The organism is Salipiger pallidus (genome assembly GCF_014643635.1).
Taxonomy (GTDB): domain Bacteria; phylum Pseudomonadota; class Alphaproteobacteria; order Rhodobacterales; family Rhodobacteraceae; genus Salipiger; species Salipiger pallidus.
The window spans coordinates 54,406-80,330 of the sequence record NZ_BMJV01000009.1; the positions used below are offsets into that span (position 1 = coordinate 54,406).

General features: G+C 62.4%; 24 protein-coding genes and 2 pseudogenes. 11 read left to right on the forward strand and 15 right to left on the reverse strand.

The window, feature by feature from the left end; all coding sequences use genetic code 11:
• Positions 1-177 precede the first annotated feature (177 nt).
• From IEX41_RS18210 to IEX41_RS18230, 5 genes are all read right to left on the reverse strand, one after another.
• Positions 178-1,713, reverse strand: a complete 1,536-nt coding sequence (locus IEX41_RS18210) for a tripartite tricarboxylate transporter permease (protein ID WP_188791751.1) — start codon at positions 1,711-1,713, stop codon at positions 178-180.
• A 9-nt stretch (positions 1,714-1,722) separates the two neighbouring features.
• Positions 1,723-2,154, reverse strand: a complete 432-nt coding sequence (locus IEX41_RS18215; RefSeq protein WP_188791752.1) for a tripartite tricarboxylate transporter TctB family protein — start codon at positions 2,152-2,154, stop codon at positions 1,723-1,725.
• A 61-nt stretch (positions 2,155-2,215) separates the two neighbouring features.
• Positions 2,216-3,196, reverse strand: coding sequence for a Bug family tripartite tricarboxylate transporter substrate binding protein (locus IEX41_RS18220; protein WP_188791753.1), 981 nt, complete (start codon positions 3,194-3,196; stop codon positions 2,216-2,218).
• Between the two features lie 41 nt (positions 3,197-3,237).
• The gene (locus tag IEX41_RS18225) at positions 3,238-4,050 is read right to left on the reverse strand and encodes a citryl-CoA lyase (protein ID WP_188791754.1); all 813 of its coding nucleotides are present in this window, start codon (positions 4,048-4,050) and stop codon (positions 3,238-3,240) included.
• The gene (locus IEX41_RS18230; RefSeq protein WP_188791755.1) at positions 4,047-5,240 is read right to left on the reverse strand and encodes a CaiB/BaiF CoA transferase family protein; all 1,194 of its coding nucleotides are present in this window, start codon (positions 5,238-5,240) and stop codon (positions 4,047-4,049) included. The genes IEX41_RS18225 and IEX41_RS18230 overlap by 4 nt, the downstream gene beginning before the upstream one ends.
• A gap of 314 nt (positions 5,241-5,554) precedes the next feature.
• On the opposite strand from IEX41_RS18230, the gene IEX41_RS18235 reads away from it, so the two are divergent.
• Together IEX41_RS18235 and IEX41_RS18240 are read left to right on the forward strand one after the other, a co-directional pair.
• Positions 5,555-6,232, forward strand: coding sequence for an IclR family transcriptional regulator (locus IEX41_RS18235; protein ID WP_188791756.1), 678 nt, complete (start codon positions 5,555-5,557; stop codon positions 6,230-6,232).
• Between the two features lie 359 nt (positions 6,233-6,591).
• Positions 6,592-6,863: pseudogene (locus tag IEX41_RS18240) on the forward strand (IS481 family transposase); the annotation flags it as partial.
• 181 nt (positions 6,864-7,044) lie between these two features.
• On the opposite strand, the gene IEX41_RS18245 reads toward IEX41_RS18240, so the two are convergent.
• The 5 genes from IEX41_RS18245 to IEX41_RS18265 form a co-directional block, all read right to left on the reverse strand.
• Entirely contained in the window at positions 7,045-8,097 is a 1,053-nt protein-coding gene (locus IEX41_RS18245; RefSeq protein ID WP_188791757.1) for an ABC transporter ATP-binding protein, read from the reverse strand.
• Positions 8,097-9,149 (reverse strand): NAD(P)-dependent alcohol dehydrogenase, encoded by a 1,053-nt coding sequence (locus IEX41_RS18250; protein ID WP_188791758.1) that lies wholly within the window; start codon positions 9,147-9,149, stop codon positions 8,097-8,099. Before IEX41_RS18250 ends, IEX41_RS18245 begins: the two co-directional genes overlap by 1 nt.
• Before the next feature lie 3 nt (positions 9,150-9,152).
• On the reverse strand, positions 9,153-9,968 hold the full coding sequence (locus IEX41_RS18255; protein WP_188791759.1) for a carbohydrate ABC transporter permease: 816 nt from the start codon (positions 9,966-9,968) through the stop codon (positions 9,153-9,155).
• Positions 9,965-10,828 carry a carbohydrate ABC transporter permease gene (locus tag IEX41_RS18260; protein WP_188791760.1) on the reverse strand — a complete coding sequence of 288 codons (864 nt, stop codon included), beginning with the start codon at positions 10,826-10,828 and terminating at the stop codon, positions 9,965-9,967. Before IEX41_RS18260 ends, IEX41_RS18255 begins: the two co-directional genes overlap by 4 nt.
• A gap of 90 nt (positions 10,829-10,918) precedes the next feature.
• Positions 10,919-12,166, reverse strand: coding sequence for an ABC transporter substrate-binding protein (locus IEX41_RS18265; protein WP_229673352.1), 1,248 nt, complete (start codon positions 12,164-12,166; stop codon positions 10,919-10,921).
• A 138-nt stretch (positions 12,167-12,304) separates the two neighbouring features.
• On the opposite strand from IEX41_RS18265, the gene IEX41_RS18270 reads away from it, so the two are divergent.
• Both IEX41_RS18270 and IEX41_RS18275 read left to right on the forward strand, forming a co-directional pair.
• Positions 12,305-13,267, forward strand: a complete 963-nt coding sequence (locus tag IEX41_RS18270) for an AraC family transcriptional regulator (protein ID WP_229673354.1) — start codon at positions 12,305-12,307, stop codon at positions 13,265-13,267.
• Between the two features lie 423 nt (positions 13,268-13,690).
• Positions 13,691-14,476, forward strand: coding sequence for an aminoglycoside adenylyltransferase family protein (locus IEX41_RS18275; RefSeq protein ID WP_188791761.1), 786 nt, complete (start codon positions 13,691-13,693; stop codon positions 14,474-14,476).
• Between the two features lie 243 nt (positions 14,477-14,719).
• On the opposite strand, the gene IEX41_RS18280 is transcribed toward IEX41_RS18275, so the two are convergent.
• A complete protein-coding gene (locus tag IEX41_RS18280) occupies positions 14,720-15,538 on the reverse strand; it encodes a LysR family transcriptional regulator (RefSeq protein ID WP_188791762.1) in 819 nt (272 codons plus the stop codon).
• A 69-nt stretch (positions 15,539-15,607) separates the two neighbouring features.
• Between IEX41_RS18280 and IEX41_RS18285 the strand changes: the two genes are divergently transcribed.
• Positions 15,608-16,549 (forward strand): DMT family transporter, encoded by a 942-nt coding sequence (locus IEX41_RS18285; protein WP_188791763.1) that lies wholly within the window; start codon positions 15,608-15,610, stop codon positions 16,547-16,549.
• A gap of 260 nt (positions 16,550-16,809) precedes the next feature.
• Positions 16,810-17,352 carry an ATP-binding protein gene (locus IEX41_RS18290; protein WP_188791764.1) on the forward strand — a complete coding sequence of 181 codons (543 nt, stop codon included), beginning with the start codon at positions 16,810-16,812 and terminating at the stop codon, positions 17,350-17,352.
• A gap of 71 nt (positions 17,353-17,423) precedes the next feature.
• Here the strand turns inward: IEX41_RS18290 and IEX41_RS18295 are convergent, their stop codons facing one another.
• The 4 genes and pseudogenes from IEX41_RS18295 to IEX41_RS18310 form a co-directional block, all read right to left on the reverse strand.
• A complete protein-coding gene (locus IEX41_RS18295) occupies positions 17,424-17,876 on the reverse strand; it encodes a GNAT family N-acetyltransferase (RefSeq protein ID WP_188791765.1) in 453 nt (150 codons plus the stop codon).
• Positions 17,877-17,994: 118 nt separating this feature from the next.
• Positions 17,995-18,261 (reverse strand): annotated as a pseudogene (locus IEX41_RS21600) (transposase); the annotation flags it as partial.
• A 347-nt stretch (positions 18,262-18,608) separates the two neighbouring features.
• Entirely contained in the window at positions 18,609-19,679 is a 1,071-nt protein-coding gene (locus IEX41_RS18305) for a Fic family protein (RefSeq protein WP_188791767.1), read from the reverse strand.
• A gap of 324 nt (positions 19,680-20,003) precedes the next feature.
• The gene (locus tag IEX41_RS18310) at positions 20,004-21,062 is read right to left on the reverse strand and encodes a LacI family DNA-binding transcriptional regulator (RefSeq protein ID WP_188791768.1); all 1,059 of its coding nucleotides are present in this window, start codon (positions 21,060-21,062) and stop codon (positions 20,004-20,006) included.
• Positions 21,063-21,199: 137 nt separating this feature from the next.
• Here IEX41_RS18310 and IEX41_RS18315 point away from each other — a divergent pair, with 137 nt between their 5' ends.
• The 5 genes from IEX41_RS18315 (at position 21,200) to IEX41_RS18335 (ending at position 25,904) form a co-directional block, all read left to right on the forward strand.
• Positions 21,200-22,099: a PfkB family carbohydrate kinase gene (locus IEX41_RS18315; RefSeq protein ID WP_188791769.1), complete on the forward strand. Its 900-nt coding sequence runs from the start codon at positions 21,200-21,202 to the stop codon at positions 22,097-22,099.
• Between the two features lie 13 nt (positions 22,100-22,112).
• On the forward strand, positions 22,113-23,123 hold the full coding sequence (locus IEX41_RS18320) for a phosphoglycerate dehydrogenase (RefSeq protein WP_188791770.1): 1,011 nt from the start codon (positions 22,113-22,115) through the stop codon (positions 23,121-23,123).
• The gene (locus IEX41_RS18325) at positions 23,120-24,058 is read left to right on the forward strand and encodes a dihydrodipicolinate synthase family protein (protein WP_188791771.1); all 939 of its coding nucleotides are present in this window, start codon (positions 23,120-23,122) and stop codon (positions 24,056-24,058) included. Before IEX41_RS18320 ends, IEX41_RS18325 begins: the two co-directional genes overlap by 4 nt.
• A 68-nt stretch (positions 24,059-24,126) precedes the next feature.
• Complete coding sequence (locus IEX41_RS18330; protein ID WP_188791772.1) at positions 24,127-24,627, forward strand: TRAP transporter small permease; 501 nt, start codon at positions 24,127-24,129, stop codon at positions 24,625-24,627.
• Complete coding sequence (locus IEX41_RS18335; RefSeq protein WP_188791773.1) at positions 24,627-25,904, forward strand: TRAP transporter large permease; 1,278 nt, start codon at positions 24,627-24,629, stop codon at positions 25,902-25,904. The genes IEX41_RS18330 and IEX41_RS18335 overlap by 1 nt, the downstream gene beginning before the upstream one ends.
• The last annotated feature ends 21 nt before the right edge of the window (positions 25,905-25,925 follow it).

A 25,925-nucleotide genomic window follows, 5' to 3' on the forward strand; every position in this document is an offset into this window, starting at 1 on the left:
TCCCGTAGTGCTTCCTTCCATTCCGGCGAATGGATCGCACCATCACACCATAGGATCGAACATCTAGGGCCTGATTGCGCAATGAACGCGCATGAGCGCTTTTCTCCCGTCATCGATAGGCGTCAATCGCCCGCCATTCGGAGGGTGGGTGTGGGCCCAAAGGCCCACACGAGTACGCTAGTCGCTCAATTCCTTTTCATACTCATCGTCCATTTTCTTGCGGAAGACACGTCCGAGGAAAATCGGCAGGATGAAGCCCACGATGGCCACCAGCCAGATACCGATCGAAAGCCAGGAATCCGCCAGCGTGAACCAGTCGCCGTTCGAGATCGAGACCGCCCTACGCAAGTTCGCTTCCATCGCATTCCCTAGCAATGTACCCAAGATGACCGGCACGAGGGGAACTTCCAGTTTGCGCAGCACCCACCCGAGTACACCAAAGGCGACCATGACCATGAGGTCAAAGCTTGAGCCGGAGATGCCATAGATGCCAACAAAGGAGATCATGGCAACCACAGGCATCAGGATGCGCGGTGGCACCAGCAGGACGCGGGTGAACAAGCCCACCATGGGGATGTTCAGGGCCAACAGCATGAAATTGCCAATAAAGAGTGCCGCGATCAGTCCCCAGACAACGTCGGGATTCTGTGTGAATAGAAGCGGCCCGGGTGTGATGTTGAGAGACAAAAGGACGGCGAGCAGAACAGCCGTTGTTCCAGAGCCTGGGACGCCGAGCGCAAGCATCGGAACCAGAGCGCCACCGGCTGCCGCGTTGTTGCCAGTTTCGGGTGCGGCCACGCCGCGAGGGTCGCCTTTACCAAAGGTGCCGTCGCGGTCGCAAATTCGTTTCTCCGATGAATAGGCGATGAAAGATCCGAGGCTTGCGCCGGCACCGGGCAGTACACCTGCAAGGAAGCCGAGGATCGTAGTGCGACCCATCGTCGGAATACAGGATTTGATCATCGACCAACTCGGGTAAAGCTTGCCGATTTCCATCTTCTTGCCGGTGTCGCCGTCTGCGTCCGTCGAGCGGTGCTCAAGAAACACAAAGACCTCGGACAGCGCAAACAGGCCCACGATCGCCACAAGAAAATCAATCCCGTCGTAGAGGTGCACCTCGCCGAAGGTGAAGCGTGTTACGCCAGTCTGGGCATCCACGCCGATCATGGCAAGTCCCAGGCCCAGTGCTGCAGCGAATGCCGCCTTGGCCTGGTTGGTCGACGCGATGCCGCCCAGCGTAGCGAAGGCAAGGGTGAACAGTGCAAAATACTCGGCTGGACCGAACAGGAGTGCGACCTTGACGAGTTGCGGCGCCAGGAGCACCAGCCCCCAGGTGGCAAAGAACGACCCGACGAAGGACGCGATGCCGGACAGGGCCAGTGCCTCACCCGCGCGGCCCTGTTGGGCCATCGGATACCCATCAAGGCAGGTCATCATCGCTGGCTCATCCCCGGGGATATTGAGGAGGATCGAGGAGATCCTGCCGCCGTACATGGCGCCGTAGTAAACCGCGGTTAGCAGGATCAGCGCGGGCGTCGCGCCAAGCCCGAGAGAGAAGGCAAGCGGGATCAGGATGGCGACCCCGTTCGATGGGCCGAGCCCGGGCAGTGCGCCCATAATCGTGCCGAGGAGGCAACCCATGAGGGCGAGTGAGAGATTCTGCCAGGTGAGTGCGACGGCAAACCCGTCTGCCAGCGAAGCTAGGGTGTCCATGGGTGCTCCTCAGAATCCGAAGGGGCCGGTGGCCAGCGACAGACCAAGAATGACGCGGAAGACGATATAGATGCCGACTGCCGTTGCGACGCCGACCACGACCGATTGCAATGGCCGCGTCCCGAGTCGCCACGTCAGATAGCCTGCGGCCAGCGTCGTGGAGATTATGAAGCCCAGTTCCGGCAGGACCTTGGCGTAGAGGAAGCACACCAGAACGGCGAAGCCGACCTCGGCCAGCCTGTTCAGCGGGGGCCAGAGGGGGGCGGGGTCCGGCCTGAACAGAAAGACCAGCGAGGCGGCACCAAGAACGGCTGCAATAATGAGCGGAAAGGCCTTGGGGCCCACCACATCGGTCATGAAGCTCTCCTGGATCAATGTCGTGCTCCAGGCAAAAAAGATGGCTAGAGTCAGGCCGACCCCGCCAAGTATGCGGTCACTCATCCGAGCCTCCTATCGAAACGTGGAAGGGCCACCGCGCAGTGCTGCGCGGTGGCGGTATGGTTCAGCGGATGATGCCGATTTCGCGCGACAGATCCTCGATCTCCGTGATCGACGATTTCACGAAGGCGTCGAACTCATCGCCTTGCAGATCGAGGGGGGCCAGGCCATTGGTCTGCATCACGGTTTGCCACTCATCGCTGGCATACATCTCCGAGACTGCACTGGCCCAGTAGTCATATGCCTCGTCCGACGTGTCACCCGGCACGTAGAACCCGCGCCAATTTGCGCCCACGGCGTCGATCCCCTGCTCTTTTGCCGTCGGAAGGTCGGCATATTCGCCTTCCAGCCGTTCCGGCGCCAGAAGCGCGATCACCCGGATATCGCCCGAGGCCATGAAACCATGAGCTTCGGACAGATCACCGGTGAAGGCTTGCAGCGAGCCGCCCAGAAGCTGCGTCACGGCTTCGCCGCCCCCTTCAAAGGCGATGTATTTCACCCGCCGTACATCTTCGACGCCGGCCTTTTGTGCCGCCATCAGAACCTTCAGGTGGTCCCAACCACCTACGGCGGAGCCCCCGCCAATCGCGATCGATGTGGGGTCGTTCCGGATTATCTCCATCAGCTCAGGCAGATCATCGATCTCGCTGTCGGCGGCCACGGCGATCACACCGTAGTCTGCGCCCACAGAGGCCAGCCAGCGGACGTCATCGGCGGTGTTTCCCGGAAAGGCGCCCTGCGCGAGGCGCGTGGCAGTGGCGGAGCTGGCGGCGACAATCAGGTCTTGGTCATCGGATCGTTTGTTCACGACCTCGGCGAAGGCCACGCCACCAGAACCGCCGGCCATGTTCACAACTTGCATTGTGCCAGGGATCAGACCCAAATCTTGCAGGGTCTTGCCGACCTGACGGCAGGTGAAGTCCCAGCCGCCGCCGGGGTTGGCGGGGGCGATGCACTCGGGGCTTTCCGGCTGGAAGTCTTGTGCCAGCGCAGATGTTGCGCACAGCGCGGCAAAGCTGGTGGCGATGAAGGTACGAATTATCATGATGTGTCTCCTCCGATGATCATGATGGGTAAGCGGTCGGGTCACGCGTCCTGGTCGCGGCGCGCTGATCCGGTGTAGGTCCAGCGATAGGCTGGCGGGGTCGGGCCCTTGTTGCGGCCGCCCTGCTGGGTTTGTTCCCACGCATGGGCTAGGATCCCGACGGAGCGCGACAGGCAGAAAATCCCGCGTGCGAGAGGGGCGGAGAAGCCCAGTTCGGCGAAGATGACCGCCGTGGCGCCATCGATGTTCATTGGAACGCCAACCTCGCGTCCGCGGCTGAGCTCGTCTTGCACAGCTCGCGCGATCGCAGCGAATTTGCCTTCGATTTCGCCCTCAGCGGCGGCGGCATCGACCAGCGCCAACAGCCGCGGCGCCCGTGGGTCGACCGGCTTGTGAAACCGGTGGCCAAACCCCGGCATGTAATTCGTGCGCTCAGCCTTCCAGCGGGCAATCACGTCTCCAGCATGATCGGGGCCACCGGCGGCGTCGATCTCGAGGTAGAGCTCCACGGCCTGTTCCCCGGCACCGCCATGCACGTCGCCCAGGAAATTCACGGCCGAAGCCATCGCATTGTTCAAGGGCAGGCCACAGGTTACGGCCATCCGTGCTGCGGCAATCGAGGGGGCTTGCGGCCCGTGGTCCACTGCCGCCACCAGCGCAGCCTCAAGCAGATGCGCATGCCCTTCGGAGGGCAGATCCCCGCGTGTCATCAGCCAGATCATCTGCGGAAATGACACGTTGCCAATCAGGTCCTGAATGGCGTGTCCACGGAAGAAGATCTTGCCCGGCTCCATGTCGATGATCTCTGTCGACCACCAGTCAGCGACATCGTTATCGTTGCGTTCGGTATTCATATTGCGCCCTCTTTCTTGAGTTCATCGAGCCTGCCGGGGGACAGGCCGAGCTCGCCCCAGATTTCGGCATTGTGCTGTCCCAGTTCGGGCGGTGGCGCATCGACCGTGGGGGCGGCCCCGTTTGCCTTGATGCCGGTCGTCACGACCTCGATGTCGCGGCCCACACCGGGCACATTCGCGAAATGCGCAAGGAAGCCCCGGTCGCGCACCTGTGGCTTGTCCAGAACCTCCGGCACTGTCAGCACCGCGCCTGCTGGCACACCGATCTTGTTCAACTCCTTGGCCCAATCACGCGCAGGGCGGGTGACAAGAACTGCCTCCAGATCCTCTTTCAGGGCCTGCCGGTGCGCTTTTCGGTCTTCGCGCGTGGCGTACTCTGGCCGCTCTCGTAGCGCAGCGAGACCGAGGTGATCGGTAAGCAGTATCCACTGCTCATCCTTGTTCGCGGCAATGTTGATCGGACCGCCTCCCGCCTCGAAGGTGCCCGACGGGGCGGATGTCGGATTTTCGTTGCCGTTCGCCGTGGGTTCAACGCCCGCAATCAGGTAGTTCGAGATCGCCCAGCCCATCGTCGCCATCACTGATTCCAGCATGGAGACATCGAGGAACGCGCCGCGCGGGCGCGCATTCAAGGCCGCTGCGATCGCAAAGGCGGCGGTGATGCCGCCAACTGTGTCGGCAATCGGATAGCCTACGCGCAGCGGCGCGCTGTCCTGCCCGCCAGTGATCGACATGATCCCCGACGCGCCTTGGATGATCTGGTCATAGGCCGGGCGATGGACCCAGGGACCTTCCTGGCCAAAGCCGGAAATGGCGCAATAGACCAGATCAGGCTTCAGCGCCTTCAGCGTGTCATAGCCCACGCCAAGTCGGGTCATGACACCGGGGCGAAAGTTCTCGACCACCACATCGGCGGTCTCCACCAATTTCAGGAACATCTCGCGCCCCTCGGGGTGCTTGAGGTTGACGGTGACGGATTTCTTCCCCGCGTTCTGAGCCAGAAAACTGACCCCCATATTGCGCGTGCTCAAGTCCGGGTCGGCGCCCAGCTGACGCGCCAGATCGCCCCGACCGACGGCCTCGACCTTGATGACCTCCGCGCCCATATGGGCCAGCTGATGGCAGCAGAACGGCCCCGCAAGCACATTGGTAAGGTCGAGAACTCGGATGGTTGCAAGCGGTCTAAACATGGCGGGTTCTCCGGTAGGCAAAGATGGAAATGGCGAGGATGACAGCAGCGCACCCGGGGTTGATCACCAGCGTTGGGCCAAGGATGGCCGCTGCCCCAAGGGCGAAAAGCAGCCCTTCGATGATCGACAGCGGGCGGAGCGGTCAGCCGGAGTGGCTGGCGGCCAGTCCGGCGCTCCCGATCAACAGGAAGGGCAAATATTTTTCATAGTCATCTCGTCCTCCTCCCATGGTTCTGCTAGACAGAACTTCACTTCTCCTCTACAAAACTACGTGTGAAGGCATATCCTGTCAATCATCCAGTGGAGGAGAGCGCATGACCGAGGCGAAGGGTGTAGAAGCCGTTGAAAGGGCATTCAAAATTCTGGAATGTTTTACATCTGGTCGCTCAGAACTGACGTTGACCGAGATTTCGGAGGAGACTGGATTTTACAAAAGCACCGTGCTCAGGCTCGCGGTCTCACTTGAAAAGTTTGGCTATATGATCCGCGGAGAGGACAATCGCTTCCGGCTGGGCGCAGCTGCATGGCGCCTTGGATCGTCTTACCGGCAGAGCTTCGCACTGGGTGAGATCGTTCGGCCCGAGCTCAAGATTTTGTCGGACGCCACCAACGAAACGGCTTCCTTTTACGTGCGGGAAGGGAATGTGCGTATCTGCCTGTTCCGGAGCGAGCCGGCGCGGGCCATCCGCCATTCCATTGCAGAGGGCCAGACACTTCCGCTCAATCAGGGCGCAAGCGGAAAAGTTCTGCACGCGTTTTCGAACCAGAGTGGTGACGCGGAGATACGCGCGGCCGGCCACTCGATTTCGCTGGGCGAGCGCGATAGCGAGGTTGCTGCAGTATCAGTGCCCATCATGGCTGCGGACGGCCGCCTGATTGGGGCGCTATCAGTATCGGGGTTGATCACCCGCTTCAGCGAAGACCGTCGCGCTGAGTTGATTCATGCTCTCAATGAAAGCCGCGGGCGGCTCGAGCCTCAACTCGCTTCCTGATGAAGGAGCTTCATGTCTACTGACCCCAGCCTTTGAACATCGCGGCCGAAGTTTTGGCTACGATGCCCACCTTCCTCCGCAAGGGATACTTCGCCTGCTTGGACCGCAGCAAACGAGCCGGGCCGCAAGGCGACGGCTTCCTTGACGGGTCCAGCTTTGACCGGGCCGGAAAGCTGTGGGTAAAGGACATTCCTTGTGGGCGTTTTGCGCAAATTAGGTCCCGGACTGAGTTTACCCGGCAGGTGACTTGGATGACAAATCTGCCGAGCGCGGGCATCCAGTTCGCTGAACAGCCACGAAACATGAGTACAGCCCATTCACAGCCGATGTGCTTCGACATGATCCGCGAAGCGAACGGGATTGAGCACCGGCTGACCAAACCGAACCAGCCGTGGACCAACGGCCAGGTCTCGAGGATGAACCCGACCATCCAGGGCGCAATGGTCAAGCGCTGCGACTACGACAGCCACAATCAGCTGCACGCAGTTCATGGCAGCCTACAACTTCATCCGGCGTCTCAACACCCTTTGAGGCCTCACACCCTATGAGTGCATCTGCAAGATGCTGAACCTCAGAGCCAGATCGATCCATCCTCGTCCCGTTCCACCCGATGCCGGGACTGAACACCTAAGGTGCAGTTTCATTATCACCGCCGCGGCGGGCCGCGGAACCTGCTGGTGCGCGCTCGGGAGACCGCTCTGTAATGCCTTGCCGGGTGACATACAGCGCCGGGATAGACTTTCTCGGCGACGGAGAATGGCAAGCCGGGAATCGTGGCGTTCAATGGAAGCGGCCGCGCGTTGGACGGCGGCTCAGTCTAGCCGCTGTCCCGTCTGGGTGTCGAAGTAGTGCAGCTTGTCCTCGGGCAGACGAATGTGAAGCTCCTGCCCCTCTTGCAGCGCCATGTGGGCAGGAACAGAGGCCATCAGGGAATGCGTGCCGCACCGGAGGGACACGAGCCGCGTTTCGCCATGAAACTCGTCGCGTTCCACGAGAGCGGGCAAGCTTCCCTCTGCCGCATCGGGCAGCACCTCGACACTGCCGGGGCGTATACCGAGCGTGACCTGGCCCTGCGCGCCCGCCGGGGCGGGCAGATGGATAAGACCGTCGCGCAGCGCCCCCCCTTCGACCTCGAACTGCATGAAGTTCATGTTCGGTGTTCCGATGAACCCGGCGGCAAACAGGGTCGCGGGACGCGAGTAGATTTCCTCCGGCGTCCCCATCTGCTCGATACGGCCCTGGTTCATCAGCACGATCCGGTCGGCAAGGGTCATGGCCTCCAGCTGGTCGTGGGTCACATAGATCGAGGTTGATTTGAGCGTCTTGTGGAGGCGGGCGATCTCGACGCGCAGGTGACCGCGCAGCTTGGCGTCAAGGTTCGACAGGGGTTCGTCGAAGAGGAAGACTTCCGGGGTCTTGATCATGGCACGGGCAATGGCGACGCGCTGCTGCTGGCCGCCGGACAGCTCGACGGGTTTGCGGTCGAGGTAGATGGCAAGACCGAGCGCGTCGACCACCGGGGTCAGCCTACGTTCGATCTCGGCCTTGCCGACGCCCGTTCGTTCAAGCCCGAAGGTAATGTTGTGGCGCACCGTCATATGTGGATAGAGCGCATAATTCTGGAACACCATCGCGATGCCGCGGTCCCCGGGATCACGGTCGTTCATACGCGCGCCACCGATCAGCAGATCGCCACCGGTGATGTCTTCAAGCCCGGCAACCATCCGTAGCAGCGTGGATTTTCCGCAGCCGGAGGGGCCAAGGAAGACCACGAACTCATGATCCTGGATGGACAGATTGAAATCGCGAATGACTTCAAGTTCGCCATAGCATTTGCGGATGTTGCGGCATTCTACGGTCGCCATCACGGGGCCTCGCTTTCGGTATCGACGCGGATCTGCAGTTTCACATCCGAGGGGCGCCCCTCGGCCGCGCGGTCAAACGCCTCGATCGACGCATCAAAGGGATAGGTTTCCGACAGCAGCGGCTTCAGATCCACCTTGCCCGCGGCAATGAGGTCCAGCGCACGGTCGAACACGTTGGCATAGCGGAACACCGTTTCCATCCGGCATTCGCGCACGGTCGCCGCCGAGATGTCGATGGCAACCGGATCGGGCGGCAGCCCGACGAAGACGATTGCGCCGCCCGGACGCACGATGCGGAACAGATCCGTCATCGCAGCCTGTGCGCCGGAGCATTCGAAGACCACATCGGCGCCCCAGCCTGAGGTGAGCTCGGCCACGGCATCAACGATGGATGTCTGGCGGATGTCGATGCCTGTGATGCCGTCGTAGCGTTCGGCGATGGCCAGCTTTTCCGCCGAGAGGTCGGAGATCAGCACGCGGGCGCAGCCACCTGCCAGCGCGGCGAGCGCTGTCATTATGCCGATGGTGCCTGCGCCCAGAACCACCGCCGTATCGCCCGGCGCGATCTGTGCGCGTTTCGCGGCCTGCATCCCCACGGCGAAGGGTTCTACCATTGCGCCTTCCGCAAAGGACACCGTGTCCGGCAGTTTGAAAGTAAAGGCGGCAGGGTGGACGCATTCGCCGCAGAGCACGCCATGGATCGGCGGTGTGGCCCAGAAGGTGACCGCAGGGTCGACATTGTAAATGCCGAGCCTGGAGGCGCGTGAGGTCAGGTCCGGCACACCCGGCTCCATGCAGACGCGATCGCCGACGCTCAGGGTGGTGACGGCCGCGCCAACCTCGATCACGGTGCCCGACGCTTCATGCCCCAGCACCATAGGCGCGGTCACGACGAAATCGCCGATCTTGCCATGAGTGTAGTAATGCACGTCCGATCCGCAGACCCCGACCGTGTGCAGCTTGATGCGGACATCCGTCGGGCCCATGTCGCTGGGCAGGTCGATATCCCGCAGGGAGAGCTCTCCCTGGCGTTCGAGAACAAGAGCTTTCATTGGCTACTCCGAGGATTTCTTGGAAAAAGCGGTGTTGAGACCTGTCCCGACCAGCGCCAAAAGGATGAGCGGCGGCAGCGACAGCAGCACCACGGCCGCGTTCAGAATGCCCCAGGGCACACTCATCCCAAGTTGCGACATCTCGGATGCGATGATCGGCAGCGTCTTGGCCCGGGACGTGGTCAGCATCATCGCCAGCAGGAATTCGTTCCAAACCAGGATGAAGGAGAATGCGATGGCGGACAGGACCTGAAGCTTTGCCACCGGCAGGGCAATGCGGAAGAAGACGGCATAGGGCCCCAGACGGTCGACACGTGCGGCCTCCTCGATGGCGATCGGGACCCGCTCGAAGGCTGGCACGGACAGCCAGATGGTGATCGACACGGTAATGGTCATGTATGTGATGATCAGCGCCGGGCGAGAGTCGTACATGTCGAGACCGAGCCAGATCACCATCATCGGGATGGCCACGGCCACGGGCGGCAGGAACCGCAGTGAAAGCGCGAAGAACTGGGCTTCCTGCGTGGCGCGGTTCTTGATCCGCGCGATGACATAGGCGGCGGGCACACCCAGCACAGCACCCAGCAGTACCGCATAGCTGCACACGACCAGCGAATTCATCAGCGCGCGTGACACAGAACGGCGGCCGAGGACGTAATCCATATTGTCCCAGACCGGGGCAAAGATCAGCTTGGGTGTGCTGACCAGAAGATCTGCATTCGTCTTGAACGCGTTGAGCAATGTCCAAACCAGCGGCAGCAGCACCAGCAGCGCCGCGAGCACCAGCAGGCCGCGCAGGATCAGGGTCACGGGTTTCATCGGTTCAACCTTTTCCAGATCATGGTGAACATCACGACGGTCAGCACCAGCATCACGACAGCCATGCCCGAGGCGTAGGAGATCTTGCCCGCCTCGATGAAACCTTGCGAATAGGCGTACATGTCGAGGGTCTCGGTCGCGATGCCGGGGCCGCCGCGGGTCATCACGTAGACCAGGTCGAAGGAGCGCAGCGACTCGATCGCCTTCACGAGGATGAGCGAGATCAGCGGCAGTTTCAGCATCGGCAGCGTGATGAAGACATGGATTTCCCAGCGCTTGCAGCGGTCGATCCGCGCGGCCTCGAGGGGTTGCGGTGGTAGGGCTTCCATCAGTTTCAAGATGATGACGGCAAAGACGGGGCCCCACTGCCACACGTCAACGAAGGCGACGGCGAGCATCGCGCCGAGAGGCGAGGCCAAGATGTCGGGGGTTTCGCCGGTGATTGCACGCACAGGCCATGTCACCGCGCCATAGAGCGGATGGAACGAGAACTTCCACACGAAGGCGGCGCAGACCCGGGGCAGGAGCACCGGAATAATAAAAAGCAACGTCAGTACGTTGCGCCAACGCGGCGTTGCGGCTTCGAACATCGCGATGGCCAGACCGATGCCGACAATCATCGTGGCCGAGACGGTCAGAACTTCCCACTTGAGCGAGACCCACAGCGCATTGAGGAACCGCGCATCGCCAAAGAGCGCGATATAGTTCGCGAACCAGACATAGTCTGCGTCCGGGGCACTCAGGGTGCGGTTCTGCAGGGAGATGTTGAACGCGTAGAGTGTGGGTACCGCGGCAAGAATGATCAGCACGATCAATGCCGGACCGAGAAACACCACGGGAAGGGAACGCCCGAGTTTCATGGTCTGCTCCGAATATGTAGGGAAATCGGCGAGCGTGTCGCCTTGCAGGGCACATATGCGGGCGGTGCAGCTGACCGCCCGCATATCCGTTTACATGGCGTTGGCCAGCTCGCTCAGCTCGTCGAGGGCACCCTGGATGTCGGTGCGCGACCCGATGATCAGCTCTTCGAGCTTGATCCCCCAAGCGTTGCCCAGCTCTTGCCAGTCGGGATCCTGCCAGAACAACACTTCTGTGCTGTCACCGGTCGCGGCCATCGCCGCCGACAGGTTCTCACCGAAGGTTTCCACGTAGGCGGGGCTTTCATAGGTGCTGGTCCGGGTCAGCTCACCGGGCTGGCCTTCGGCAAGGCGGCGCGCTTCCTGCTCTTTCGACGTGGCCCAGGCCACGAACAGCCCGGCACAGGCCTTTTGCTCTTCCGTCTCATTGGCGCGGCTGGCGATGGCGAAGCCATGCGCATAGCCGGAACCGGGGAGCGGCGTCGGCGGAGGGGTGAAGGCCACGCTGTCGACCACCTGGCTTTGCGAAGGATCCTTGGACATGGCGCCAAGGGGGGCGGATTCGATGATCAGCGCCACCTTGCCCGAGCGGAACGCACCGGTGGATTCATCGAACGAGCCGGTCTGTGTGCCGGGCGCGGAATACTGGAAAAGCTCCAGATATTCTTCGGTCGCCTTCACGGCAGCGTCGGAATTGAAGGCAAATTCTCCGCTGTCATCGACCCATTCGCCACCATGCGCCGCAAAGAGGGGCAGCCAGCGCCATACGTTTGCGCCCGAGCCGCGCTGACCGCGCAGGGCAATGCCGTAGACGCCGTTGTCGGGGTCATGCAGCTCGGCCACGGCGGTCTTGAAGTCTTCCCATGTCTGGGGCGGTTCGATCCCGGCCTCTTCCAGCAGGTCGGTGCGATAGACCATCAGGTCTCCACCGCCCTGGATGGGGGCGAACCATTGCTTGCCATCGTAGCTGGCGACCGAGCGCATGCCCGCGTCGAAATCCTCGTAGTCATAGTCTTCGGGGTAATAGCCTTCCAGCGGAACGATCCATTCCGAGGATGCGAACAGGGGCAGGTTCGCCTCGTCCACATAGTACACGTTGAAGCTGCCCACCGTCGAGGCATCCGCCTGCGATTTGGCGCGCCGATCATTTTCATTGAGGTAGTCGATCTGGAAGCCGGCACCCGACAGTTCCTCGAACTCGTCGTAGTAGTCTTCCAGCAGCGTCAGCCCGTCACGGGGCTGAGCCAGAACCATGACGTCGTCCTCGCAGATCTGTTGTGCGAGTGCGGACGTACCCATAAGTCCCGCCAGAACGCTGGCGGTCAAAGCCGTATATTTCAATTTAATCTCCTCCCAGAGGTCGCGAGCCATACCCGGACGTCTCGAACTTGGCGGAGGAAACGGGTTAGGAATAGTTTGCGAAAAAGCAAAAACTGATACTATTTTGACCTGTATCTCTGATTCCGGCAGGTTTTCTTTATGAAAGCATCGAAGATGATTGCGCCAGAGCGGTTGGAGGAGCCACAGCCTCCCCGGCTGAACCGCGCCACCCGCGAGATGATCGCCTTCCCCGCAGGGCGATCCTACCTGACACGGCGCGACGACTATCCGCATCCGCTCTGCACGTGGAATTACCATCCCGAATGGGAGATTCACTTCATCCCCGAGGCGCGGGGCTTCGTCTATGTCGGGGATTACATCGGCAATTTCGAGGCTGGGCATATTGCCCTGTGCGGGACGAACCTGCCGCACAACTGGGTTTCGCCCGGCCTCAAGCAGCGCGGCAGGGACTATGTCCTGCAATTCGATGCCGAACAGTATCTGAGCATCTGCGATATCATGCCGGAGCTGCGTCTGATCCGGCCGCTGTCCCCTCTCGCCGAACGCGGGATCGAGCTTGGCGGACAGGATGCAAGGGAGGCCGGCGACATCGTCCTGGCCCTTCAAACCGCCTCACCCGGACATGGGCTGGGATTGCTGATAGAATTGCTGACGATCTTCGCCGAGGCGACTGACCGTCGCCTGCTTGCCAGCCCCGGTTTTGCGAAGGGCTACGCTCCGATCATCGCCGGGCGTCATTCCAAGGTGGATCAGGCCATGCAGCACATGCAGGTTAATCCGTCTATCTCGATGAACGAAGTCGCTGACTTGGTCGGCGCAAGCCCATCGGCCTTCTCGCGTAGTTTCAAGCTGCTGACGGGAAAGACATTTTCAAGCTATCAACGCACATTGCGCATTTCTCGGGCCTCGACGCTTCTGGCGGAAACTGGCCGTGCCGTGACAGAGGTTTGCTTCGAATCCGGTTACAAGAACCTGTCAAACTTCAATCGCGCCTTCCTGGAAGAAACCGGCATGACGCCAAGAGAGTACCGAAAGGTTTCGGGCATTCGAACCACATCACAGCTGGTCACAGACTCGCCGCCCGGCGCGCCGCAAGAGTGATGAAGTGGGAGTTTCAGCAGGTCGATCCGCAGTTTGCGCCGCACCCGTCTCGTTCCCATGGCCCGTGACGACAACCGCTTCTTCGCTACATTGACATAGATCTCGTGCCCACTGCGGGTAGACGGCAGGCCCGCTCAACTCAATTCAAGCTGAGGCTCAGCGTGACGAACGTGCGCCCCGGCCCCGTGCGTTGCTCATGTGACTTGTTTGAGGTCACGCGCCGCCGCGACGGTTCTCCCGAACCAGCTCGCTGATCAGTGGAAACGGACCATTGCTGCCGTTCAGCGGAAGGGTTGGCGCTGCGCTGCGGCTTCTCAGAAGCTGACTTGTTCGGCGCGGTGCGGCATTGGTGGACGGACGAAAATCACCCCTGCGGGACATGGCTGCCTTCCGTTAATGAGCTATGCCCGTTAGAAAACCATCATGCAGGTGGCACCCCATCCGACAGAACAGATGCAGTCGGCTGTGCTGATCTTGCACCGCCGTCTCGGCGACGCGCTGCTTGGTGTGTATCTGCATGGATCAGCCGTATCCGGCGGTCTTCGGCCGCAGAGCGATATTGATCTGCTGGCAGTGGTTCAGTCCGAGCTGACCGAGAGCCAGCGCAACGGCCTGTTGCTGGACTTGTTGCACCTTTCCGGACGCCATCCTGCCGTGCCGGGAGGTGCCCGCTGCCTTGAGGTTATGGTGTTCTGCCAAGCTGAGCTCAACCGCGGCGACTACCCGGCGCGAGCGGAGTTCGTTTATGGAGAGTGGCTGAGGGAGGCTTTCGAGGCTGGTGAGACGCCGATGCCTGAACGATATCCTGAATATTCTATGGTTATAGCACAGGCCTATCAGGAGGCCATTCCGTTGTTCGGACCGCCGAGGGGCGACCTGCTGTCGGAGGTTTCGACAGAGCAAGTCAACCAAGCCATGCGCGATGCACTTCCGGACTTGTTGGATGGATTGGGTGGGGACGAACGGAATGTCCTGCTGACGCTTGCGCGGATGTGGCACACTGCCAGCACGGAGAAGTTCATCACGAAGGATGCTGCCGCCGAATGGGCGATTTCGCGATTGTCTGGCTCAGATGCTATGACACTCAATCATGCGCGACGGGCTTATCTCGGCGAGGTCACGGACGACTGGAGCAGCCAGGGCGATGCCGTCCGAGAGTTGGCGGGGCGCATGAGCGAGAACGTCACCAACTCAATGCAACAAGGATGAGCTTCCTTCCCGGTTACCTGCGGCGGGGGCGCCGCAAATGTCGTGGAAGGGCTCTACGCAGAGATGCGTCTGCGCAGTGGCTACGGCCAGCCTCTACGGCAGGGCCAACATGGCCGTCCCGGCCATAACCCGACCTAGGAGGCTCCGATCAGGATGCTGCTGTCCGGTCCATCGAAGCAGCCATTCGCCGCGCCCGCCCCCCCCCGGTGGCGGTCGGACGCAAACACTGCGAGAAGAAAGCTGTCATCCCATAGGACGCTCGGCCAATTCTTCTCGGAGCCACGCGAGCAGGGCATCTGTCTCCGCATGGTTGCCGCGCCGTGCACCGCGGAAGACCGAGATCTCTGTCGGGCGGAAGACTGCCTCGTCGCAGAGCCTCACGAGTTTGCCCTCGGTGAGAAGCCCGCTCACCGTGTTGCGCCAGCCGAGCGCGATCCCCTGACCTGCGACCGCTGCCTGTAGCACCAAGGGAAAGCTGTCGAAGCCGGTGATCCGTGCGCTTTTCGGCATGGGGTGTCCGACGGCCTCGAACCAGTCCGGCCAATCCATCCAGTCCTGCGGCAGGACCCGGTGCGACAGCAGCGGGTATCGGGCCAGTCCCGCAGCAGGAAGCGGTAGCGCTCCGGACGGCACGAGGCCTGGGGCGGCCACGGGAAAGATCTCGTCCGAGGCGGTGANGACCCGGACCTCCAGACCGGGGTGGCGTTCATGGAAACCCGCAAGGCGCGGCATGAGCCAGTAGAACGCCTCGCAAAGTTGGCAATGCAGGACCAATCCCGCGCCGGAGGGGCCGCCGCGCAGGCGCGTCGTCTCGGCTGCGATATCGGCGAGGGATGCGCTGACAACCTGTCCATAGGCGCGCCCGGCCTCGGTCAGGAAGACGGCCCTGTTGCGACGCTCGAAGAGCCGCAGGCCGAGATCCGCCTCCAGGGCGGCGATCTGCTTGGTCACAGCGGTCTGCGTCAGACCAAGTTCCTCGGCGGCGGCGGTGAAGCTTTCATGTCGGGCGGCCGCTTCGAAGGCAGGAAGACGAGACAACGGTGGCAGCGAACGGCGATCCATTCCAAATCCTCATGCATTGGCGACCCATTCTCATTTTATGAGGGATGCAGCCCGTGGTTTCCATCGCGTATGGCATGGAAATCTGATCACACCCCACCTTCTGGCGGGACCACGCACGGCATCATCGCGATCCTCGCGGCGGTTTCGCTTCTGTCCTTCTCTGACGCTTTGGTGAAGATGAGTGGAGACAACTTCGGGCTGGCACAGCTGGTCCTGCTGCGATCGACCGTTGCCGCAGTGCTGCTCGCCGCCTGGCTCGTGCCCATGCATGGCCGGTCGAGCCTTCGTCTCACCCGCCGCGGCTGGGTCTGGGCGCGTAGTCTCTGCCTCGCGGCCATGTGGCTGAGCTATTACGCAGCGCTGCCGGCCATGTCCTTTGCCCTCGCCGCAGCGTGCTACTACACCGCGCCCGCCTGGATGGCGCTGCTGGGGCGCGTCCTGCTGGGGATGACGATCGGTGGGCGCGGATGGACCGCCGTGGCGCTGTCCCTTGCCGGGGTGCTGCTGGCAGTGTCTCCCTCGACCAACACATTCACCCCTCTGCTGCTGCTCCCGTTCACAGCTGCCATCTTCTATGCTCTGGCGGGCCTCATCACCTGGAGCCGGTGCCAGGCGGAAAGCCCGGGAGCAATGGCCCTGACGCTCAACGTCTGTCTCGTCTGCGTGGCCGCCGCGGCGCTACTGCTTCTCTCGCTCTTTCAGCCGGGCGGCAAAGAGAGCTTCGTTCTGGCACTCTGGCCAAGGCTCACGCTCGCGGACTGGAGCCTCGCCTTCGGGCTCGGATGTCTCTTGGCAGTGATCGCCACGGCGGTCGCGACGGCCTACCGGGTGGCCCCGACGCCGGTCGTTGGTGTCTTCGATACGGCCTACCTGGGCTTCGCGGCCGTCTGGAGCACCGTCTTTTTCGGAGACATCCCCACGGCTTGGGAAGCCCTCGGGATCGCCCTGATCGCGTGCAGCGCGATCCTCATGAACGGCAGACGACAACAACGGACCGAAAACGCTTGCTGATCCGAACGCACAGTTAGGGCTCGGTTCCGGACTTTCGCTGCGCGGCAGAGCCAACCGCTTGCTGGCCCCTCTTGCGGCGAACTGTCGACCTTCCGTCCTGAATCAGAATGCTGCAGAACTGCCCACTCAAGCAGCTGTTCGCCGCACTTGCGAACCTTGGCGGGGAACCAAGGTCCGCCGTGCGGACGAAGCTGGCATTGTAGACGGCGCAGCGCGCCGCTATTGCCCTCTCGCTTTAAAATGCTAGCGGAGGGACAGACATGCCAAGAATATACCTGATCGGAGCATCGTGCTCGGGCGTCTCGACACTTGGCGCGACCCTGTCGGCGCAGATGGGCGTTCCACTGCTGGACGTAGACGACTTCTATTGGATGCCAACAGACCCGCCCTTCACGACAAAGCGCCTGCCAGAGGATCGGGTCCGCTTGATCCAGCAGCGGCAATCCCAGACGGATGGCTGGGTTCTGTCAGGCTCCTTTGTGGGTTGGGGCGATATCCTGATTGAACATGTAGAGATCATCGCCTTCCTATATACACCTACCAAGATACGGCTGCAGCGTCTCGAGCGCCGGGAGGCGCAAAGACATGGTGATCGTATCCTGCCGGGAGGCGACATGCATGACGGCCATCTGGCATTCCGCGACTGGGCCTCTCGCTATGACGACCCCTCGTTCACAGGACGCAACCTGGCGCAGCATGAACGCTGGCTCAAGGCACAAGCCGCTCCGGTCCTGAGGCTTGACGGCACACAGCCTGTTGAAGTGTTGGCTGAGGAAGTCACGACCGCGCTGGAACGGCTCTGAAAGGCCACGAAGGGTTCGCCCCTGCCTGCGCGAAGGTGGTCTGGCACGACATAGCCCTGCCAGACCTGTGCTTAGGTTTTTATACTCAGTGCCGCATTCGGGAACGGCAACCCGAAGTCATCGACCGCGCGCCGGGAAACTTCCTGAAATCCGAGCGTCCTGTAAAAACGGACGGCTCGTTCATTCTCGGTATAGACCTCAAGGGACAGTTCGCCCTTCCGTGCCAAGGCATCGGCGATAAGCGTGCGCCCGATACCGTGACCTTGCCAGCCCGGCGCGATGAATATCCCGCCGATGAAACATCCCAGAAGGCTGATGAAGCCAACAGCTTCTCCGTCGTGGCAGGCCACAGAAGTCTCCGCCTTCGGCAGATACGTCTCCTCGATCAGCTTGCGCTGTTCAGTCAGCCTTTTTTCACCGATGAAGGGGTGGGCGTCGAGTGAGGCTTCGAACCAGATGGTCGACAGTGTTTTCAGGTCCGTTGCCGCATCAAAGGGCCGTATCACAACGTTCATGTTCTTCATGAGAACTCCAAAGAAATCATGCAAAAGGGTCGGCATCCATGTGCCGAGCGATGCCGCTACATCCGGGTCAATCGAAGCCTCTGTGCTTAAATCTCCGTCTGTGTCGGGCTTAGAAGTTTCCCCGTGAAGCCTTGGGCAGGATCAGTTTCTCGAGCGTCAGATCAGACACCACCCGCCGCAGCCTCACGTTCTCCTCAAGCTCCTTGAGCCGGCGAAAGTTGCGCCCGGGTCATCCCACCATAGTTTTCCGCCATCGGTAAGAGGTATGCTGCGAAATCCCGATCTGGCGCACCGCATCGGCCATCGACAGGCCCTGGCCGTGCAATACATCGACCTGCCGCAGCTTGATGACAATGTCTTCCGGCTGCTCTCGCTTTCCAGCCATTCCGTAGCCCTCCTGTTCACCCAAATCCCATCAGATTTCCCACTTCGTGGGCGGACCACTTCAAAGGGGCTGGCTCAGACACTGATGGAACACCCTTCTGCCGCCAGCAGGATGATCAAAGCTATCAGCTCATCAGGGAGTTGGCGTCAGCAACCAAGCGGGCAGGCGTCTTGGAAACCCCGGTAGCCACGATAGTGAGGAACCTGAAAGAGAGCCCCGATCCAACTACGCTATAGGTCATCAAGACTGCATGACACTGTCACTCTGACACGAGTGCAACATAGAACCTGTGCTTTGCGAAGAAGTCTGCCCAGTCCAGCCCTCGAAGCAATCACCAGCTCAAGACACTACCAATTCAGTCGATAGCGCGTTGAGCGACCACCTTCGGAAGAGCGTCTCAAAACGCCGCGGCGTTCCAGTTCGGCCAGATCGCGGGTTGCCGTTGCCGGGGAAACCCTTGCAATCTTGCCATAGGGGCCGGCAGAGATGCCGAGATCGACCCTGTCTTCACCATCCTTGAAAAGCCGCTCGAGCACGCCGCGCGCCCTTGCAGGCAAGTCCGGATACACACGGAAGAACGCGTTGCGCCGAACGAGGAAACGCGCTTCGCTTTCGGCCTCCGTCACACCACCCTCTAGCTTTTCGAGCAGCCAGAGCACGAAGGGTGTTGCGTCGATCACGTCTCCCACCACCTCGCGCCCGGCCTGAAGCGCAGCATAATAGCCGCGCTTGTCGCGTTCGATCTGCCTGGAGAGAGAGAAGGGCAGCGCGCCTTCCAGGGCAAAGACATGTTCCATGATGGCGCGGCCGATTCTTCCGTTGCCGTCCGAGAACGGGTGGATGGATTCGAACCAGAGGTGCGCAATGGCCGCGCGCAGGGGCAGGGGCTGCCGGTCGGTTTCGAGCCACTCCAGAAACGTTTCCATTTCGTTTGCCATGCGTTCGGGCGGTGGCGCGCTGTAGAGCACATCCTCCCGGCGTCCGCGCGGGCCGCGTACGATCTCCATGGGAAAGCTGCGCCACTGGCCCCTGTCTTCCACCTCGATGCCATGAAAGAGAAGCGCGTGCCAGCGATGCAGGGTCGCAGCCGTCAGGGGAGCCGTGCCGGCGCGGGCCTCCAGCATCAGCTCGGCAATCGCGTCGCTGCGACGCTGAGGCATGGCCTGCCGATGAGCGAGGGACGCGACAACCGAGGCCTCGATTTCATCGGGCGCAAGCGGTGCGCCTTCGATGCTGAAACTGGCGAGCGCTTCGCCGGTGATGGCCCGCAAGAAGATCTCGGCGCGCTCATCGGAAGCAAGGCCGGCATGCAGCCCGCCGATGGTGCCAAGGCGCGCCATGACCCGGGCGAGAGGAGCCTCGCTCTTGGCGGGGTCGTGTCGGAAGCGTGGCCAAGCGGAAGTGTTCCAGATCTGCATGAGGGGATTGATCGCTATATTCGCATCAAAAAGCAATGTTTTGTGATGAGAATATAGCCTTTATTCCCCTCAACAATTTTGAGGAAGCCCAATGAAGGGGGGTCGCGAACCCCCTCAGCCTGCGTCCACATCCGAGGGAGCGCGTCACGGTTGCTGATGGTGTCGACGAGCGCCGCCACGGCCAATGCAACCTCGTCATCGTGGGGCAGGGGGCCGTGACCGGTTTTGCCATCTGCTGGCGTTGCGCCACGAAGGCCAGTAAATCAGGGACAGCACCGTGCCGCGGACAGGCGCATCTTGCGTGCCGCCAAACAGGTTTCGGTGTCAGATCGACGCCCGAGCAATAAGCCGCGGCTGCAGTTCGAGATGCTCGACGGGGGCTTTACGGTTCTTGAGGCGGCGCAGCATCATTTCCGCAGCCTCACGCCCCACGAGATAGTTGTCGATCTCTGCGGTGTACAGAGGCGGCGCGGTCATCTCGGAGATCGCAGTGTTGTCAAAACCGCTGATCGCGAAGTCTTTTGGCACCTGAAGCCCCATGCGCTGTGCCATTGAAAGCGCACCGATGGCCAGCGTGTCGTTGCCGCAAATGATGGCAGAGGGACGGACGGCCTCGGGTAGGCTCATCAGTCGTCGCAAGCTGTCTGCACCAAACTGCAACGTTCCTTCACCGATTAGCACCTGATCTTCGGGCAGGGGGGCGGCAGCCTCTGCGAGGGTCTCGCGCACCCCTCGCAATCGGTCGGCCACACGCGAATTGCCCTCGACGTTCTGAAAGATCAGAGCAAAGCGGCGGTGACCGGCCTCCAGGTGCGCGCGGGTGAGCTGCGCAAAGATCTCGTCATGGCGAAAGCCCACGGTCGGATGGTCCAGCCCTGGATCGTAGATGTAGCTCAGCACATGCGGTGTGCGATGCGCCCTGAGCAGCCGGAACAGCGTATCGGGATAATCGCGCCCCACGAGCATGATGCCTTCGACGCCATGTTCGAGCATGGCTCGCACCTCGGTCAGCGCAGCCTCGCCGCAGTAGCGCGAACAGCCAAGGAACAGCGTGTAGCCATGCGGTGACAGCCCGTCCTGCAGCCCGAGCACCTGCCGGGCGAAGATCTCGTTGTCGAGCGTGGGAATCACCGCGCCGAGGATCCTCGTCCGCGCGCTGGCCAGGGCGCGTCCCGCCGCATTGGGCACCCAGTTCAGCTGTTCCGCGGCTTTGAAGATCCGGCTCCGCATCGCCTCGCTGACGCGGTCTGGATTGTTGAACGCACGCGACACCGTTGCGGTTGAAACCCCTGCGAGTTCGGCGACTTGACCAAGGCTTGCACTGGACTGCCCGGTGCGTCTGCGGCGGCGTTTCGGGGGATTTGGATCGTCGGTTGCAGCCATGGTTTATGGGGGCCTTCTTGAATTTGGGCGCGAGTATGCACGGGCCGTGCGGCATGAAAAGAAAAAGGTTGACCGCTCGCCATGCAATTTTGTAAGCGCTTACATCGGAGGAAGCAAGCCAAGGGAGGATGCCAAACATGCTTAACGTATTCGGCTCCATCAATCTGGACATCATCTGCGACACGCAGCGGGTTCCGGGTCCCGGCGAGACCCTCGCGGCGCGGTCCATGCGTCGCATGGCCGGTGGCAAGGGCGCCAATCAAGCGGTTGCCGCAGCCCGTGCCGGTGCCGGCCTGCGCATGTTCGGGATGGTCGGGCACGATGACGGTGCCAGCCTTGCCCTTGCCAACCTGCGCGCGGCCGGGGCGGACGTTTCGGGCGTGGGCACTGCCGACAGCGTTCCCACCGGCACTGCCATCGTCATGGTCGAGGATAGCGGTGAGAACCGCATCCTGATCGATGAGGGTGCCAACGGCTGCCTGACCGCCGACATGCTGACCGGCCTTGGGGCGCGGGACTGGCTTGTGCTGCAACTCGAGGTGCCTGCGGATGTCACCCGCGGCGTGGTGGCCCGCGCCGCCGCCGCCGGGGCACATGTGCTGCTGAACCTCGCGCCCGCCGCCTCCGTGGACCGGGCTACGCTGGAACAAGTGCGCCTGCTGGTGGTGAACGAGACCGAGGCGCAGTTCCTGGCCAGCAGCCTTGGCTGCGCGCCGGACGCAAGGGCGCTTTCGGGCGCTCTTGGCAACACCGTGCTGCGCACTCTCGGGGCTGAGGGCGCCGAGGCCTTTGGCCCGATGACGGCAGGGCAGACCGTGAGTGTTCCCAGCCCGCGCATCCGTCCACGCGACACGACCGCCGCCGGCGACACTTTCATCGGATACCTCGCGGCAGCGCTCGAGGGCGGGGTTTCCTTGCCCGATGCCATGGCGCGGGCGGCCCGGGCCGCCGCGCTGACCTGCCTGAGCGCTGGCAGTCAGGATTCGATCCCCGATGCTCATGCGGTGGACGCCGCAGATTTTGAACTCAATGCCTGACCGGAGACGAGACATGGCTGAAGCCAACCGCATCTTGGTGAACACCGAACAGTTCGCCCCCAATGATCCGATCTTCGCGCCGCTGCGCGAGGCGGGCTACGATGTCCGCGTCAACGAGACCGGCCTCCTGCCGACCGAAGACCAGCTGATCGAGCTGCTGAAGGACGGCGTCGTCGCCACCATCGCTGGGGGCGAGCCCTACACCGCGAAGGTGCTGGAAAGCGCCCCTGACCTGAAGATCATCGCGCGCTGGGGCGTCGGCTTCGACAAGGTCGACACCGCTGCCGCGACCGGCGCCGGCATTCCCGTGGCCATGGCCTTCGGCACGAACCACGAAAGCGTGGCGGAATACGCCTATGCCATGGCGCTGTCCCTGGCCTGCCGTCTCGGGCCGCGTGACGCCATGGTGCGCGGTGGCGCCTGGACCTTCGACGGCTTCCACGCCGGCATGTGGGGCCGCACCGCCGGTGTCATCGGCCTCGGCCGGATCGGTGGAGCCTTTGCCCGCCGCTGTCAGGCGGCGCAGATGACCATTCTCGTGCATGATCCTTATGCCACGCCCGAGCAGCTGGCCGAGCTGGGCGCGCGTTCGGTGGATCTCGACGAGCTCTTCACGCAGGCCGACGTGATCTCGGTGCACGCCCCGTCGACGCCGCAGACCCGCCACACGGTCAACGCCGCGCGGCTGGCGCAGATGAAGCCGGGCGCGATCCTAGTCAACACCTCGCGCGGGCCGCTCATCGACGAGGCCGCGCTGTGCGATGCGCTGGAAAGCGGCCACCTCGGTGGGGTCGGCCTCGACGTCTTCGAGACCGAGCCGCTGCCCGCCGGCAGCCGCCTGCGCAGCTTCGACAACGTGCTGCTGTCGCCGCACGTGTCGGGCATGGACGAGATGGCGCGTCAGCGCGTCACCGAGCGTTGCATGCAGTCGATCCTGTCCTGCCTCGAGGGGGACGTGGAAAGCCTGCGTCCGTACCTCGCCAACCCTGATTTCCTCTCCCAAAAGACCGGAGCTTCCGCATGAGCCGTTCCTTCTCGGGCATCATCCCGGTGATGATCACGCCCTTCACAGCAGACGGGCAGATCGACGAGCCTGGCCTGAAGTCGCTTGTCGACTGGTATGTGGACCACGGCGCGGATGTGCTGTTCGGCGTGTGCCAGTCCAGCGAGATGCAGTTCCTGAGCCTCGAAGAGCGGGTCGCGCTTGGCAAGGCCACGGTCAAGGCCTCAGCGGGGCGTCTTCCGGTCATCGTGTCCGGCCACGTCAGCGACACGCCCGATGCACAGGCCGACGAACTGCAGGCGATGGTCGAGACCGGCGCCGACGGCATCGTGCTGGTGACAAACCGCTTTGCCGTGGGCAACGACGACTCCGCCGCGTGGATCCGCGACCTCGACACGCTGCTCGCGCGGCTGCCCGAGGATCTGCCGCTGGGTCTCTATGAATGCCCCGCTCCCTACCGCCGCCTTCTGTCCGACGAAGAGCTGCAGTACTGTGCGCGGACCGGCCGCTTCGGCGTGCTGAAGGACGTGTCCTGCGATCTGCCCACGGTCGAACGCCGGGTGAAGCTGGTCGAGGGAACGCCCCTGCAGATCGTCAACGCCAACGCCGCCATTGCCGCTGGTGCAATGCGGGCCGGGGCGCGCGGCTTCTCGGGAGTGTTCACCAACTTCCACCCCGATCTCTACAAGTGGCTTCTTGAGCATGGTGCGGATCACCCCGAGCTTGCGGCTGACCTGACCGTCTTCCTCGCGCTGGCGGCCCAGACCGAACCCATGGGCTATCCAAAGCTTGCCAAGCTCTATCATCAGCGCCTCGGCACCTTTGCCGAGACCCTCAGCCGCACGGTGCCCTTCGACATCGAAGAGAAGTTCTGGGCCCTGACCGCCACGCTGGAACACATTGAACACGGGACCGAGACGTTCCGCGCCAGGATCGCGGCCACCCGCGCTTCCTAATCCAGAGATGATGGGGCCGGGCAGGGGGATGCGCCCGGCCCCGTCGTCGCCCCACGAAGGGAGGACACATGAAAGCTCTTTTGTTCCTTGAGCGCTATTTCGAGCGCATCATCCTCACTGCCTCGCTCAGCGTGATGGCGGTGGTCCTGCTGGCGCAGGTCTTCATGCGCTACTTCATGCGCTCGCCCTTCGTCTGGTCCGAAGAGCTGGCCCGTTACATCCTTGTCTGGGCCGCTATCCTCGGTGTCAGCCTCGCGGTGCGCGAACGCCGCCACATCAGCGTCGATTTCCTGCCGGTGGTGATGGGGCCACGGGTCACCGGGTTCTTCTCGGTGATCGCGCATCTTGGTGTGCTTGCGTTCAGCGTGATCCTCGTCTGGGAATCCCTGCCACTGATCGAACGCCTGAAGATGATCGGCCAGACCTCGCCTGCGCTCAATCTTCCCATGTGGATGGTCTACCTCGCGGTGCCCGTCGGGTTCGGCCTGACCGCCCTGCGCACCCTGCAGGCCTTGTGGATGGACTTCCGGGGCCATCCCGAGAAACCCCATCCCGAGGTGTCTTCCTGATGTACGCTGCACTTTCCATCGTCTCATTCTTCGTCCTGCTGCTGCTGACGGTTCCGGTCGCGATCTCGCTTGGCTTCGGGGCGATCATCCCTGCCTGGTTCGGGGCGCCCACCAATACCGGGCAGTCGATCCGGACCATTGTCACGGCGATTGACAGCTTCCCGTTCCTCGCGGTGCCGCTGTTCATGATGGCTGGCGACCTGATGACCCGCGGCGGCCTTGCCAAGCGGCTGTTCAGCTTTGCCGATGCGCTGCTGGGACGGCTGAACGGCGGGCTTGCGATTTCGACCGTGATGGCCTGCATGCTCTTCGGCGCGATCTCGGGCTCGTCGCCCGCCACCGTCGCGGCGATCGGCGCGATGGCCATCCCGCTGCTGCTCAATCAGGGCTACGACCTGCGCTTCGCGTCGGTGCTGGTCACCACCGCTGGCACGCTCGGGGTGATCGTGCCGCCGTCGATCCCGATGATCATCTACGGCATGTCCGCCAATGTGTCGGTGTCGGCGCTGTTCCTGGGCGGCATTCTTCCCGCCGCCACCATCGCCCTGCTGCTGATGGGCTACGCCTTCTGGTACGGCACCAAGAACAAGGACCGCATCACCACGACGGCGGGCCAGACCTCCATCCTCAAGGCCTTCCGCAGCAGCTTCTGGGCGCTTCTGGCCCCGGTGATCGTGCTGGGCGGTATCTATTCCGGCATCTTCACCCCTACCGAGGCGGCAGCCATCGCGGTTGGGTACAGCGTCTTCGTATCGATGGTGATCTTCCGCGAGCTGACCTTCAGGGGGCTGGTGGAATCCGTCGCGCAGACATCGCTGACCATTGCGCCGATCCTGATCATCGCTGGCACCGGCGCGGCCATCGGACGGACGCTGAACCTGCTGGGCGTGCCGGGAATGCTGGGCGACCTCGTGGGCGGCAACGTTTCGGATGCACTGATGCTGCTGCTGGTGGTCAACGTGATCCTTCTGGTCGTGGGCATGGTTATGGAGACCATCGCCGCGATCATCGTGCTGACCCCGATCCTGCTGCCGTTGGTCACCCAGTACCAGATCGACCCGATCCACTTCGGCCTGATCATGACGGTGAACCTTGCCATCGGCTTCGTGTCGCCGCCCGTCGGCGCCAACCTCTACATCGCAAGCGGCCTGACCGGATTGAGCGTTGTGCGCATCTGCCAAGGCCTCCTGGTGCCCTTCGCGCTGCTGCTGCTCGGGCTTGCGATCATCACCTACGTTCCGGGACTGACGCTGGGCCTTCCCGCCCTGCTGAACTGACCCTTCCGGTACGCCCTTTTT